The organism is Streptomyces sp. NPDC058650 (genome assembly GCF_042717315.1).
GTDB lineage: Bacteria > Actinomycetota > Actinomycetes > Streptomycetales > Streptomycetaceae > Streptomyces.
In genome coordinates this window covers 136,059-148,734 of sequence record NZ_JBHXRL010000012.1, presented here as the reverse complement: position 1 = coordinate 148,734, position 12,676 = coordinate 136,059, and the positions used below count along the sequence as shown (strand labels likewise).

11 protein-coding genes, 1 other RNA gene and 1 pseudogene are annotated in these 12,676 nt (G+C 73.9%); 5 read left to right on the top strand and 8 right to left on the bottom strand.

The window, feature by feature from the left end; genetic code table 11:
* Positions 1–77: 77 nt before the first annotated feature.
* An RNA gene (gene rnpB / locus ACFWWU_RS22525) (RNase P RNA component class A) lies at positions 78–476 on the bottom strand.
* A 30-nt stretch (positions 477–506) separates the two neighbouring features.
* Positions 507–818, bottom strand: a pseudogene (locus ACFWWU_RS22520) (Uma2 family endonuclease); the annotation flags it as partial.
* Positions 819–1,014: 196 nt separating this feature from the next.
* On the opposite strand from ACFWWU_RS22520, the gene ACFWWU_RS22515 reads away from it, so the two are divergent.
* Both ACFWWU_RS22515 and ACFWWU_RS22510 read left to right on the top strand, forming a co-directional pair.
* The gene (locus ACFWWU_RS22515) at positions 1,015–1,773 is read left to right on the top strand and encodes a MerR family transcriptional regulator (protein WP_384147604.1); all 759 of its coding nucleotides are present in this window, start codon (positions 1,015–1,017) and stop codon (positions 1,771–1,773) included.
* Positions 1,770–2,621 carry a hypothetical protein gene (locus ACFWWU_RS22510; protein ID WP_384147603.1) on the top strand — a complete coding sequence of 284 codons (852 nt, stop codon included), beginning with the start codon at positions 1,770–1,772 and terminating at the stop codon, positions 2,619–2,621. The genes ACFWWU_RS22515 and ACFWWU_RS22510 overlap by 4 nt, the downstream gene beginning before the upstream one ends.
* Here ACFWWU_RS22510 and ACFWWU_RS22505 read toward each other — a convergent pair.
* Positions 2,566–4,008 carry an RNB domain-containing ribonuclease gene (locus ACFWWU_RS22505; protein WP_384147602.1) on the bottom strand — a complete coding sequence of 481 codons (1,443 nt, stop codon included), beginning with the start codon at positions 4,006–4,008 and terminating at the stop codon, positions 2,566–2,568. The genes ACFWWU_RS22510 and ACFWWU_RS22505 overlap by 56 nt on opposite strands.
* Positions 4,009–4,103: 95 nt before the next feature.
* Between ACFWWU_RS22505 and yaaA the strand changes: the two genes are divergently transcribed.
* The gene (yaaA, locus tag ACFWWU_RS22500) at positions 4,104–4,871 is read left to right on the top strand and encodes a peroxide stress protein YaaA (RefSeq protein WP_384147601.1); all 768 of its coding nucleotides are present in this window, start codon (positions 4,104–4,106) and stop codon (positions 4,869–4,871) included.
* Between the two features lie 63 nt (positions 4,872–4,934).
* Entirely contained in the window at positions 4,935–5,654 is a 720-nt protein-coding gene (eda, locus tag ACFWWU_RS22495) for a bifunctional 4-hydroxy-2-oxoglutarate aldolase/2-dehydro-3-deoxy-phosphogluconate aldolase (protein ID WP_384147600.1), read from the top strand.
* Here eda and ACFWWU_RS22490 read toward each other — a convergent pair.
* The 5 genes from ACFWWU_RS22490 to ACFWWU_RS22470 form a co-directional block, all read right to left on the bottom strand.
* Positions 5,635–6,447, bottom strand: a complete 813-nt coding sequence (locus tag ACFWWU_RS22490; protein ID WP_384147599.1) for a GNAT family N-acetyltransferase — start codon at positions 6,445–6,447, stop codon at positions 5,635–5,637. The two genes, eda and ACFWWU_RS22490, sit on opposite strands and share 20 nt — an antisense overlap.
* Positions 6,448–6,492: 45 nt before the next feature.
* Positions 6,493–7,866: a bifunctional RNase H/acid phosphatase gene (locus tag ACFWWU_RS22485; RefSeq protein ID WP_384147598.1), complete on the bottom strand. Its 1,374-nt coding sequence runs from the start codon at positions 7,864–7,866 to the stop codon at positions 6,493–6,495.
* Complete coding sequence (locus tag ACFWWU_RS22480) at positions 7,866–8,606, bottom strand: zinc ribbon domain-containing protein (protein ID WP_384147658.1); 741 nt, start codon at positions 8,604–8,606, stop codon at positions 7,866–7,868. The genes ACFWWU_RS22485 and ACFWWU_RS22480 overlap by 1 nt, the downstream gene beginning before the upstream one ends.
* Complete coding sequence (locus ACFWWU_RS22475) at positions 8,603–9,433, bottom strand: Nif3-like dinuclear metal center hexameric protein (protein ID WP_384147597.1); 831 nt, start codon at positions 9,431–9,433, stop codon at positions 8,603–8,605. The genes ACFWWU_RS22480 and ACFWWU_RS22475 overlap by 4 nt, the downstream gene beginning before the upstream one ends.
* A 75-nt stretch (positions 9,434–9,508) precedes the next feature.
* Positions 9,509–10,543: an ABC transporter substrate-binding protein gene (locus tag ACFWWU_RS22470; protein ID WP_384147596.1), complete on the bottom strand. Its 1,035-nt coding sequence runs from the start codon at positions 10,541–10,543 to the stop codon at positions 9,509–9,511.
* A gap of 241 nt (positions 10,544–10,784) precedes the next feature.
* Here ACFWWU_RS22470 and ACFWWU_RS22465 point away from each other — a divergent pair, with 241 nt between their 5' ends.
* Entirely contained in the window at positions 10,785–11,930 is a 1,146-nt protein-coding gene (locus ACFWWU_RS22465; protein WP_384147595.1) for a hypothetical protein, read from the top strand.
* Positions 11,931–12,676: the final 746 nt, after the last annotated feature.

Genomic DNA, 12,676 nt, shown 5'->3' with positions numbered 1-12,676 from the left:
CTCGCCGGTGACCGGCACACGAGAAGGGCCCCTGACCAGGCATCAACCTGATCAGGGGCTCTCCCCACGTGGGCCGACAGACGAGTCGGGCTGTACGCCGGGTTCTGTGCCCCGGGACCTCGCGGTCGTCGGGGCGACGGCCATCCATCTAGGACCGGCGTTGCCGCCGGCCTCCTGCGGTCTACCCGCGGACTCGGGCGAGCAGCCCTCGAACATCCGCGCAGGGACACCGGAGTGTCCCGTCTTGACCTTGCTCCGAGTGGGGTTTACCTAGCCGCCTGAGTCACCTCAGGCGCTGGTGGTCTCTTACACCACCGTTTCACCCTTACCGAGGACCGAGGTCCCCGGCGGTCTGTTTTCTGTGGCACTGTCCCGCGGGTCACCCCGGGTGGCCGTTAGCCACCACCCTGCTCTGTGGAGCCCGGACGTTCCTCGGGAAGATCCGAGGATCTCCACGCGGCCGCCCGCCCGGCTCGTCTGCCGTGCCGACCATGCTACCCGCCGATTCAGAGGAAGTCGGCCGTCTCCAGGTCGAAGCCGAAGGGCTCGGGCAGCGCAAGCCTCTTGCCGAAGGCCACCATGTGCGACTCCTGGTAGTCGCCACCTTCGGGTTCTCTGAAGAGGGTCAGGCATGAGGTGTCCCGGTCCACCAGAAGGTAGAACGGAATACCTCCCCGGGCGTAGCAGCGGCGTTTGGTCTCACGGTCCGCCTGCGGGCGCGTCGAAGTGACCTCGAGCACCATCGCGACGCCGTCGCAGGGCATCCAGGAGTCGGCAGTCCGGTACAGACGCAGTTCTCGCGGCGCGAAGGTGCCAGCGCCAGGAAGCCCTCCAGCAGGAACTCCGCCTGCGTGAGCGGTTCGTGCGGCATGGCAGTCATGTCGTGATCGTCGGACATCGAGGCACCCGCCGTCCCTGTGATCGAGGTCGTTCCCCCGATCGTGACACATGATCCGGACGGCACGGCGGACCACCGCTTGACCTTGCCGCAGCGTCAGGGTTTCTACTGATCGCATGCGTATCGGCGAGATCGCCGCGCTCGTCGGGGTCACCCCGCGGGCCGTGCGGCACTACCACCAGTCGGGGCTGCTGCCCGAGCCCGCGCGGCGGGCCAACGGATACCGGGAGTACGGGATCCGGGACGCCGTGCTGCTCGCCCGGATCCGGCGGCTGACCGAGCTGGGGCTCGGCCTCGACGAGGTGCGCGGGGTGCTCGCGGACGACGAGGGGCGCGGACTCGTGGAGGTGCTCCGGGAGCTGGAGGAGGACCTCGCCCGGCAGGAGGCGGTCATCCGGGAGCGGCGGGAGCGGCTCGCCGCGCTGCTCGACCGGGCGCGGGACGGGCTGCTGCCCGCCGACGGGCCCGTGTCGGCTGAGCTCGGCGAGCTCCTTGCGGGCCTCGGCCCGGTGTCCGACTCGCCCATGGCGGCGAAGGACCGCGAGATCCTCGCCCTGCTCGACACCGTCGTCCCGGAGGAGGAGCGGGCCCGGCTGATCGGCCTGCTGCGCGGGACGGCCGAGTACGCGCACGAGGTGTACGCGCGACTCGACGCCCTCGCCGGGGCGGAGCCCGACGACCCGCGGGTGGCCGAGGCCGCCCACGTGCTCGCCGCCTGTCTGCCGGACGAGGCGGGGGTGGAGCTGCCCGCCGAGGGGGCGGGCGGGCTCGCGGACGTCTTCTTCGGCGACCTGGCCCCCGCCCAGGCCGCCGCCGTCCGCCTGGCGCTGCGGCTCGTGCAGGAGCGACAGGACCCGCAGGAGGGTGACCGATGACCAGCGACGCACGTGAGCGTGCCGGGATCATCCGCATCCTGCGGCTCGTCGCCTACACCGCGCTCCCCGCCGAGCTCGTCCTCGCCGTCTGCCTCGTCGGCGGGGTGCGGATACCCGGCGCCGTCCTCGCCGTCGCCGAGCTCCTGGTCGTCGTCCTCCTGGTCACCGAGGGGCTCGTCTACCTGCGGCTGCGGCGGCGCGGGCTCTCCGCCCGGGAGGCCGTGGCGGAGCTCGTGCCCGAGGCCGTGCTCCGGCTCGTCGGCCACGAGCTGCGGCTGATGACGAGCCTCGTGCGGTGGGTCGCGCGGCGGCCGCACGGCGTCGGCGGCGCGGACGGCGTCTTCCCGCACGCCCGTGACCAGGCCGCCCTGTTCTACGGCTTCGCGTTCGTCTGCCTGGTCGAGACGGTCGGCATGTCGTACCTGCTCGCCGACTGGCCCGTCGTCCACGCGGTCGTCCTCGTCCTCGACGTCTACACCGTGCTGTTCGTCCTGGGGCTGCACGCGGCCTCCGTGACCCGGCCGCACGTGCTGAGCGGTGACGTCCTGCGGCTGCGGCAGGCGGCCCACGTCGACGTACCCGTACCGCTCGGTCTGATCGCCTCCGTCCGCCGCGAGTCGCTGTTCTCGCACGAGAAGACCGACGGCGAACTGAATCTCGCCGTCGGCGCCCAGACCTCCGTCACGATCGAGCTGACCGAGCCGGTCGACGCGCCCCGGCTGCTCGGCGCGCCCCGGCCCGTACGGATCGTGCGGGTCCACGCCGACGACCCGAAGGCCCTGACCGACGCCCTCACGCGGGCGCGAACAGCACCTTCGCCGACCCCGGGTCCGCCTCCGCCAGCCTGACCCGCAGCCACTCCCCCAGCGGCAGCCGGGAGCCGCCGCCCTCGATCCGGGCGACGACCGCCGGGTCCTCCAGGTGGACGGTGCCGACGGCCGGTTCGCGTTCCTTCACGTCGATCACGTACGCGTCGAAGACCTCGCCGATCCGTTCCTTCAGGAGCGCCGCCTCGACGATGTCGACGCTCTCGCGCTCGACGGTGTTGGCGCGGCGCGTGCCCGCCGCCATCTCGTCGGGGAGCGCGGGCAGCGCGGCCCGTACCCACTCGGGCGGCTCGTTCCCCGCGACCGCCGCCAGGCACAGCTCGCCCGCGTACCGGTCGACGAGTCTGCGCAGCGGGGCGGTGCAGTGCGTGTACTCGTCGGCGACGGCGGCGTGCACGGCCGGGGTGGGGATGTGGCCGTCGGTGAAGACGGTGTACCCGGCGCCGCGCAGGAGGGTCGTGCACTCCTGGAGGAAGGCGGCGTGGCGCGTGTTCGTGGGGTCGACGGAGCGGACGACGTCCGCGTACGAGACGTGGTGCGGCCAGTCGACGCCGAGGGCCCGCGCGGAGCGGCGCAGCCGGGCGACCGCGCCGTCGGGGGCCGTGGGCAGGGTGCGGAGGATGCCGGTGCCTGCGGCGGTCATGAGGTCGGCGGCGGCCATGCCGGTGAGCAGGGAGATCTGGGCGTTCCAGCCGTCTGCGGGGAGCGGCGCCCGGTAGGCGAGGGAGTAGGTGTGGTCGGTCTCGACGATCTCCTGCTCGGGGACGCTGAGGGAGATGCCGCCGCGCTCGCCTTCGAGGGCCTCGCGGAGCCGTCCGATCTCGCGGAGGAGGGCGAGGGGTTCCTCGGCCGTGCCGGCGTTGATCTGCCGCTGCACGCCCGCGTAGTCGAGCTTGGCGCGGCTGCGGACGAGGGCGCGGCGCACGTCGGTGGCGACCCTGCGCCCCTCGGCGTCGAGGTCGATGCGCCAGAGCAGCGCGGGGCGGGGTTCGCCGGGGAGGAGGCTGGCGGCGCCTTCGGAGAGGACGGCGGGGTGGAGGGGGACCTTGCCGTCGGGGAAGTAGAGGGTGAGGACCCGCCGGTGGGCCTCGGCGTCGAGCGCGGAGCCGGGTGCGACGAAGGCGGCGACGTCGGCGATGGCGTAGTGGACGCGGTAGCCGCCGTCGGCCCGCCGGGTCAGGTGCATGGCCTGGTCGAGGTCGGTGGAGGTCGGCGGGTCGATCGTGAGGAACGGCAGGTCGGTGGCGTCGTACGCGGGGAGCCGGGGGGCCTTCGCGGCGGCCTCGGCCTCGGCCAGGACGGCGGGCGGGAAGGCCTCGGGGATCGCGAGCTCGGTACGGAGTGCGCGCAGGGCGGCCCGCAGCGGAGCCTCGGCTGCGCCGGTCACGTGGATGTGGCGGCGTGGCATGGACCGAGCCTATGGCTCGGGGTGGGGCCCGGCACCTCGTACGCTGGACGGCCGGGGCCGCACCCCCACCCCCGTCCGTACGAAGGAGAACCACCGTGCTCGTGCTGTTGCCGCCCTCCGAAGGCAAGGCCTCCTCGGGGCGCGGGGCGCCGCTCAAGCCGGAGTCGCTGTCCCTGCCGGGGCTCGCGGAGGCGCGGGCCGCGGTCCTGGACGAGCTGGTCGAGCTGTGCGCGGCCGACGAGGAGAAGGCGCGGGAGGTCCTCGGGCTGAGCGAGGGGCTGCGCGGCGAGGTCGCGAAGAACGTCGAGCTGCGGACGGCGGGCGCGCGCCCCGCGGGCGAGGTCTACACGGGCGTCCTGTACGACGCGCTGGGTCTGGCGACCCTGGACGCGGCGGCCCGGAAGCGCGCGGGGCGGTCCCTGCTCGTCTTCTCGGGGCTGTGGGGCGCGGTGCGGGTGACCGACCGGATTCCGTCGTACCGCTGCTCGATGGGGGTCAAGCTGCCGGGTCTTGGCGCGCTGGGCGCGCACTGGCGGGGCGCGATGGCGTCCGTGCTGCCGGAGGCGGCCGGGGACGGGCTCGTCCTGGACCTGCGCTCGTCGGCGTACGCGTCGGCGTGGAAGCCGAAGGGCGAGGTGGCGGCGCGGACCGCGACCGTGCGGGTGCTGCACGCGCCGACCCGGAAGGTGGTCAGCCACTTCAACAAGGCGACGAAGGGCCGGATCGTGCGGAGCCTCCTGGAGGCGGGCGCGGAGCCGGGTTCGCCGGAGGAGCTGGCCGTGGCGCTGCGGGATCTGCGGTACGTGGTGGAGGAGGGCGGCAAGGCGGGTGCCCTTGACGTCCTGGTGGACGAGATCCACTAGACGCTGTTGCACCCTGCGCAACGTTCGTTGCGCGTCACGCTCGCCATGGGCACGATGAGGCCCATGACGAGCGTGTTCGACCTTGCCCCGGAGGCCGCGGAAGCCTCTTCCGTCCCCGTCGTCGCGGCCGTCCCTGTCGTCACGGCCGTCCCTGTCGTCGCGGCCGTCCCCGTCGTCCCCGTCGTGGTGATCGAGGACGCCGCCGACGCCGTCCCCTTGGCCCGCGCCCTCGTCGCCGGCGGGCTGCCGCTGATCGAGGTCACCCTCCGCACCCCCGCCGCGCTCGACGCCCTCCGGGCGATCGCGGCCGAGGTGCCGGAGGCGGTCGTCGGCGCGGGCACGGTCGTCTCCCCGGCCGGGGTCGCGGACGCGGTCGGCGCCGGGGCCCGGTTCCTGGTGAGCCCCGGGTGGACCGAGCGGCTCCTGGACGCGCTGCGGGAGTCGGGCGTGCCCTTCCTGCCAGGCGTCTCGACGGCCTCGGAGGTCGTGGCGCTGCTCGAACGCGGGGTGGAGGACATGAAGTTCTTCCCGGCGGAGGCGGCGGGCGGCGTCCCGTACCTGAAGTCCCTCGCGGGCCCGCTCCCGCAGGCCCGCTTCTGTCCGACGGGCGGCATCTCCCTCGCCTCCGCCCCCGCCTACCTGTCCCTCCCCAACGTCGGCTGCGTCGGCGGTACGTGGATGCTGCCGCCCGACGCCCTCGCGGCCCGCGACTGGCCCCGGGTCGAGGCCCTCGCGCGCGGGGCGGCGGCGCTCCGGGGCCCTGTCAGCGGCCGGGGCCGGTGAACTCCACGCCCAGGTGATCCGTCACCGGGCGGTAGCCGAGCCGCTGGTAGAGGGCGTTGCTGGTGGGGTTGGCGAGGTCCGTGAAGAGAAGGACCTGCGCGGCGCCGCCGTCGCGCGCGGCCCGGCTGACCGCCTCCGTGGCACCGGCCGCGTATCCGCGTCCGCGCTCGGCGGGCGGGGTGTAGACGAGGTGGACGCGGGCCTGGCCCTCGATCGTGGGCGAGACGCACGCCATCGACACCGGCCGGCCGTCGGGCGCCTCCCAGAGGACGAGCCGGCCGTCGGAGACCCGGTCCGTGACGGGCCCGGTGAAGTCCTTGTCCTGCCCCGGGGCCTCCCCGATGTCCCGGGCGAACTCCCACGCCCAGGTGGCGGTGAGAGGGATGTCCGCCGCGGTGGCGACGCGGGCGCGGCCGGCCGGGGCCGGGTCGGGCGGGACGAGCTCCCCGAGCCGGAAGAGCCGCATGCGGCCCGTCGGGGTCCACGGGAGGCCGGTGGCCTCCGCGAAGGCCTCGACGGCCGCGGTCTCCCCGCGCACGGCCGTCGGCTCCTCGCCGGCCGGGAAGGCGAGGGCGCGGGCCGCCTCCACCGTCACGGCCCCGAAGACCGGCACGCGGGACGGGGACACCGCGAGCACCCCGGTGACCCGGCCGTCGGGCCCGGCCCACCAGCCGAGCAGTCCGGCGGAGTCCATGAGGGTGAGCACGGCGGTGTTACGGGCCGCCTCGGCGGCCAGGAGGCCGCCCGCGGCGGCGCGGAAGGCGGCGGCGTCCTCGGTGAAGTACCACGTCATGGGAGGTGATGGTGGTGCGCCCCCGGACGGGGCGTCCAGCCGTTTTCAGCGCAGGTGCGAGGTGTCGTTGAGGAGCCGCACGGACGCGTTGCCGTCGGCGTAGTAGGCCACCGCCGAGATCGAGGCCGCCGAGAGCTCCATCCGGAACAGCGACTCGGGCGGGGCGCCGAGCGCGAGCCGGACCAGGGTCTTGATCGGGGTGACGTGGGTGACGAGGAGGACGGTACGGCCCGCGTGGGCGGCGGTCAGCCGGTCCCGGGCGGCGGCGACGCGCCGGGCGACGGCCGCGAAGCTCTCGCCCCCGCCGGTCGGCGCGGCCTTCGGGGAGGCCAGCCAGGCGTCGAGGTCGTCCGGGTACCGCTCGCGGACCTCGCCGAAGGTCAGGCCCTCCCAGGCCCCGAAGTCGGTCTCGCGCAGCCCCCGGTCGACGTGGACGTCGAGCCCGAGGCGGGCGGCGACGGCGGCGGCGGTCTGGCGGCAGCGGGTGAGGGGCGAGCTGACGATCTCCTGGATGGTGCCGCGCGCGGCGAGCGCCTCGGCGACGGCCTCGGCCTGACGCAGCCCGGCCGCCGACAGCTCGGGGTCGGTGCCGCCGCTCCCCGAGAACCGCTTCTCGGGCGTGAGCGCGGTCTCGCCGTGCCGCAGCAGCACGAACGTCGCCGGAGCCCCCATGTCGGGCCCGGACCAGCCCTGCGGAGCCTTCTCCGCGTGGGTGGTCGCCTCCGTCCGCGCCGCCGAGGCGAGGGAGGCGCGGGCCTGCGCCGCGACGGCCTCGTCGGGTGCGAACAGCCCGTCGTCGAGCTGTTCGGAGGTGGCGGAGGTACCGACCCCGGCGGTACCGACCCCGGGAGCTCCGCCCCCGGAGGTCCCCGCCAGCGCCGCACGCGCGCGGGCCGCGCCCGCCGTCGCGTCGCCGGGCGGTCCCGACGGGGCCAGGACCGCGGAGCTCGCCGCGCCCAGGGCCGCCGTCGAGCCGGACGGCTCCCACTGGCGGCCCTGCTTGCCCGCGTCCATCGCCTCGTTGGCGAGCCGGTCCGCGTGCTTGTTCAGCTCGCGCGGGATCCACTCGTAGCGGACCTGGCCGGCCGGGAAGACGCGACCCGCCTCCGCGGCCAGCGGCTTCATGTCCGGGTGCTTGATCTTCCAGCGGCCGGACATCTGCTCGACGACCAGCTTGGAGTCCATGCGGACGTGGACGGTGGCGTCCGGGAAGAGCGCCCGGGCCGCCGTGAGCCCCGCCACCAGGCCCTTGTACTCGGCGACGTTGTTCGTCGCCACGCCGATGTACTCGGCCGCCTCCGCGAGCGTCTCGCCCGTCACGGGGTCCAGGACGACCGCCCCGTAACCGGCGGGCCCCGGATTGCCCCGGGACCCCCCGTCGGCCTCGACGATCACCTCACGCGAAGACGGAGACGGCATTACAGACCGGACTCCGAGGTGCGGACCAGGATCCGGCGGCAGTTCTCGCACCGGACGACGGCGTCGCGGGCGGCGGCCCGGATGTCGTTCAGCTCGGTGATGTTGAGCTCGATGTGGCAGCCCTCGCACTTGCGCTGGTACAGCCGCGCCGCGCCGACACCGCCCTGCTGCTCGCGCAGCTTCTCGTACAGCTTGAGCAGGTCGGCCGGGACGGAGCCCGCGATGAGCTCGCGCTCCTTGGTGACGGACGCGGACTCGGCGTCCAGCTCGCCCTGGGCGGCGTCACGCCGGGCGGTGGCGTCGTCGGTCTTGGCCTGGACGGCGGAGACCCGCTCGGTCAGCTCGGCGACGCGCTCCTGGGCGGACTCGCGGCGCTCCATGACCTCCAGGACGATCTCTTCCAGATCGCCCTGGCGCTTGGCGAGGGAGACGATCTCGCGCTGGAGGTTCTCCAGGTCCCTCGGCGAGGCGGCGCCGGAATCGAGCCGCTGCTGGTCGCGGGCGGCGCGCTGGCGGACCAGGTCGACGTCCTGCTCGGACTTGGTCTGCTCGCGGCCGCAGTCGCTCTCCTCGGTCTGCGCGGCGACGAGCAGGTCGCGCAGCTGCGTGAGGTCCTTGGCCAGCGACTCGATCTCGGCGTGCTCGGGGAGCGACCGGCGCTTGTGGGCGAGCTGCTGGAGTCGGACGTCCAGGGCCTGGACGTCGAGGAGGCGGATCTGGTCGGCGGGCGCGGCATTCAGTTGGGGGCTCCAGGGGAGGTGTGGTGGGAGGACCAGGGGTCGGTGACCGTCTTCGAGACGTGGACGCGGAGGTCCCAGCCGTGGCGGTCGGAAATCTCGTCGAGCTGGGCGGCGGCCTGCTCGCACCAGGGCCATTCGGTGGCCCAGTGGGCGGCGTCGACCAGGCCCAGCGGCCCGGACCGTGTCGCGTGTTGGGTGGCCTCGGAGACCGGGTGGTGGCGCAGGTCGGCGGTGAGGAAGGCGTCCACGCCCGCGGCCCGTACGGCGTCGAAGAGGCTGTCGCCGGAGCCGCCGCTGACGGCGACGCGGCGGACGGTCATGCCGGGGTCGCCGGCGACCCGGATGCCCTGCGCGGTGGCGGGCAGCCGCTTCGCGGCGCGGGCCGCGAACTCGGCGAGGGTCTCGGGCTGGTCGAGCTCGCAGATCCGGCCGAGGTTGCTCTCGGGCACGAGGGGGCCGATGACCCGGAGGTCGAGCGCGCCGGCGAGGGCGTCGGAGACGCCGGGCTCGGCGGTGTCCGCGTTGGTGTGCGCGACGTGGAGGGCGATGTCGTGCTTGATGAGGCCGTGCACGACGCGCCCCTTGAAGTGGCCGGCCGCGACCGTCGTCGTACCGCGCAGATAGAGCGGGTGGTGGGTGACGAGCAGGTCGGCGCCGAGGGCGATCGCCTCGTCGGCGATCTCCTGGACCGGGTCGACGGCGAACAGGACGCGGGTGACCTCGGCGTCGGGGTCGCCGCAGACGGTGCCGACGGCGTCCCACTGCTCGGCCCGCTGGGGCGGCCAGAGGGCGTCGAGCGCGGAGATGACTTCAGACAGGCGGGGCACGGAGGAAAGGCTACCTGGCTCCCGCGCCCGCCTGCTCTGGCCGAAGTCCCGGCCTGTGGACAACCTCGTCCGGGCCTACTTCACCAGGTCCTCGCGCAGGTCGTCGAGGACGCTGTTCGCCGCGGTCACGCCGAGGCCGAGGTACCAGGTCTCGTCCGGGACGTCCTTGGCCTGGCCGGCCTTGACGGCCTTCAGGTTCTTCCAGAGCGGATTGGCCTGGGCGGCGTCCTTCTTGGTGGCCTTGGCATCGCCGTAGACGCCGGTGAAGATCCAGTCGGCGTCGGCGTCGTCGATCTTCTCCGGGCTGATCTCGGCCGCGAGCTCGTCGATCTGCTGGTTCTTGGGCCGGGGCAGACCGGCGTCCTCCAGGATCGTGCCGATGAAGGAGGCCTTCGCGTAGAGGCGGATCTTGCCGGGGAGGTAGCGGACCATGGAGATCGTCGGCTTGTCCGTGCCGATGTCGGCTCCGAGCTGCTTCGCCTTCGTCTCGTACGCGGAGAGCTTCGTCTTCGCCTCGGCGGTCTTGTCGAGCGCGGCGGCGTTGAGGAGGTAGTTCTCCTTCCAGGTGAAGCCCGGGCGGATGGAGAAGACGGTCGGCGCGATCTTCGACAGCTCGTCGTACTTGTCGGCGGCGCGCAGCTGGCTGCCGAGGATGAGGTCGGGCTGGAGGTTGGCGATGGCCTCCAGGTTGAGGTTGTTGATGGTGCCGACGGACTTCGGGGCGCCCGCGTCCTTCTTGAGGTAGCCGGGGATGGCCTCGTCGCCCTCGGAGGGGGCGTAGCCGACGGGCTGGACGCCGAGGGAGACGACGTTGTCGAGCTCGCCGACGTCGAGGACGACGACCCGCTTGGGGGCGGCCTTGAGCTCGGTCGTGCCGAGGGCGTGGGTGAGCGTGCGGGGGAACCGGCCCGGCTTCGCGTCGGTCCCCATGGCCGCGGTCTTGGCGGCGGCGTCGCCGAAGTCCTTGCCGCCGGTGGCGACGTCCTTCTTCTTGGTCGCGTCCTCCTTCGCGGAGGTGTCGGACCCTCCGTCTCCTCCTCCGCAGGCCGCGAGGGAGAGCGCGGCGGCGAGGGCGACGACGGTGGCGGTGCCGCGACGGCGGAGGGACATGAGAAGGCTCCTGTACGTGCTTCTGTACGCGCTGCTGTACGGGGATATGGGGGCGACCGATCGGAGTCACAGACTCCGCTTAGGATCGCCTTACCTTACTCACCACCGGTCACTCCAGCACAGCCGCCCCCTCCCCCTCAGCAGAACCGCCGCACGACCACCCTTATGTGTGAAGTGACCCGGCTCGTGTTGTTCGGCAGGAAGTGCGAAAACTAGCTTCGTGGCCGGAGGTGACGAGTCGATGACAGCGTGTGCCATCGAGACCGCGGCCGAGGACGACGACCGCGACAAGGACCCCACCGGGTCGGCCGGCTTCACGATCACGGCCAACGGCGCGTACGCGGCCAGGCTCGCGGGCGCCGGTGACGCCCTGTACGTGGAGCGGTGGACGCTCGACGGCCCCGAGCCGTACGCCGTCCCGCTCCCCCTCGGCCAGCCGGAGGAGCCCCACACCGGGCTGCTGCCCCTCGCGGACGGCCGGGTGCTCGTCGCCCGCCGCGTGGACGGGCGGCGGAACACGTTCTCGCTGCTCTACCCCACCGGCCCGGCCACCGGGGAGCTCCAGCTCGGCGCCGTGGAGGCGCCCGGCTCCGAGCGTCTTGTCCTGCTGCCGCCCTCCCCGGACGGCATCTGCGGGTACGCGATGTGCGTCGGCCCCGACACGACGACGCTGTGGCTCGTCGCGGGCGGCGCCTTCGGCCCCGAGCAGGTCGCCGAGGTCAAGGGCCGCTGCTCGGGCGGGGTGTGGCTCGACCGCACGGGCCGGATGCTCGCGCTCGACCGGCGGCTGGACGACGGACCGGTGAAGGCCGTCGCCGTCGACCTGGAGCGGGGCGGCGAGGTGACACCGCTGCTCCAGATCACCGAGGAGAGCGACGACCGGCTGCTCCTCGCCGACCCGGACAGCGGGCTGCTCCTCATCGGCTCCGACGCGCCGGCGCCGGGGCGCGAGCGGCTCGGCTGGGGGGTGCTCGGCAGCCTGCTGCCGGTGCGGTTCCCGGAGTGCCTGCGGCTCGACGACGCGACGGTGACGCCGTTCGCGGTGCAGCCCGGCCAGGTCCTGATGCCGGAGAGCTGCTCGGTGGCGCTGCGGATCGACGCGGCCGGCGGGAGCTGGGTGGGGACCTGGGAGCCCTCGTCCCGCCGGATGGTCCAGTCGGCCGCGCCCCTGGGCTGGCTGACCGGTGCGGGACTGTGGACGGCCGAGGGCGTCCTGCGACTGCCGTACGCGACGGCCGGCGCGCCGTGCGGCCTCGCGGACCTGGAGACACCACCCGAGCCGGAACCGGAGCCGGTACGGGTGGTGGTGACCCCCGACGAGCCCCGCGTGTGCCGCCCGGTGCCTCTCCAGCAGGCTCCACTGGCCGACCGCAGGCCCGCGGGCTGAGACGGGACTCCGTACGGACGGGCGTTCGGCCGAGCCGCTCGCGCCGGCCCGTCCGGGCGGACCGCTTGATCGCGTCGAGGAGGCGGTGCGTGCGGACCGCCGTGCCGAAGTCGGGGTCGAGGGGTTCGCCGGTACGGATCGCCCGCGCCAGATCCGCGTACACCTGGTGCACGTTGCCCACCGGCGACGGCACCCCGCCCGCCGCCGGGCGGTAGCGCTCGGGCAGCGTGAGCGTCTCGACGGGGCCGCCGTTGACCTTCGCGTGCGTGAGGACGAACTCGGGTCCGACCAGCGAGTCGTCGGTCGAGCGCAGGACGACCCGGCCCGCCCGCCCGTGCACCTCGACACGGCGACGCCGATGGCGCGGGAGCTGTACGACTCGCTGGTCGGCCTCGCGGCTGGGCCGAGCGGCACGTCGAGGCGATCGACCGGGCCCGCGTCGCCTACGACGGGACGTGACGGAGTCCGCGTCATTAAACTCACCCGTTGCACAGCAAGGCCGCAAGACCGATTTCTACGGGGTGAGTTCCAGCATGTCGGAAGCAAGCACGGAGGGTAAGGAGCCGAACGGCTCCGGAAGGCATCGCGGAGCGGCGTCGTCGGCGGAGGACTCCACGTCCTCGCCGCACGGTCGCCACCGTCGCGAACCCGACGCGCCGTGACCGAGTAGTCCGATCAGCACGTCCATACGGTGAAGGGCCCCGGGTCTCCCCGGGGCCCTTCACCGTTCCCCACCTTCCCCTTGC

Bases quoted from the DNA above. Each gene is read 5' to 3' on its own strand.
- ACFWWU_RS22505 (WP_384147602.1), bottom strand. From the start codon at position 4,008: ATGCCACGCCGCCACATCCACGTGACCGGCGCAGCCGAGGCTCCGCTG.
- ACFWWU_RS22465 (WP_384147595.1), top strand. From the start codon at position 10,785: ATGACAGCGTGTGCCATCGAGACCGCGGCCGAGGACGACGACCGCGAC.
- ACFWWU_RS22470 (WP_384147596.1), bottom strand. From the start codon at position 10,543: ATGTCCCTCCGCCGTCGCGGCACCGCCACCGTCGTCGCCCTCGCCGCC.
- ACFWWU_RS22485 (WP_384147598.1), bottom strand. From the start codon at position 7,866: ATGCCGTCTCCGTCTTCGCGTGAGGTGATCGTCGAGGCCGACGGGGGG.
- ACFWWU_RS22490 (WP_384147599.1), bottom strand. From the start codon at position 6,447: ATGACGTGGTACTTCACCGAGGACGCCGCCGCCTTCCGCGCCGCCGCG.
- ACFWWU_RS22510 (WP_384147603.1), top strand. From the start codon at position 1,770: ATGACCAGCGACGCACGTGAGCGTGCCGGGATCATCCGCATCCTGCGG.
- ACFWWU_RS22515 (WP_384147604.1), top strand. From the start codon at position 1,015: ATGCGTATCGGCGAGATCGCCGCGCTCGTCGGGGTCACCCCGCGGGCC.
- eda (WP_384147600.1), top strand. From the start codon at position 4,935: ATGACGAGCGTGTTCGACCTTGCCCCGGAGGCCGCGGAAGCCTCTTCC.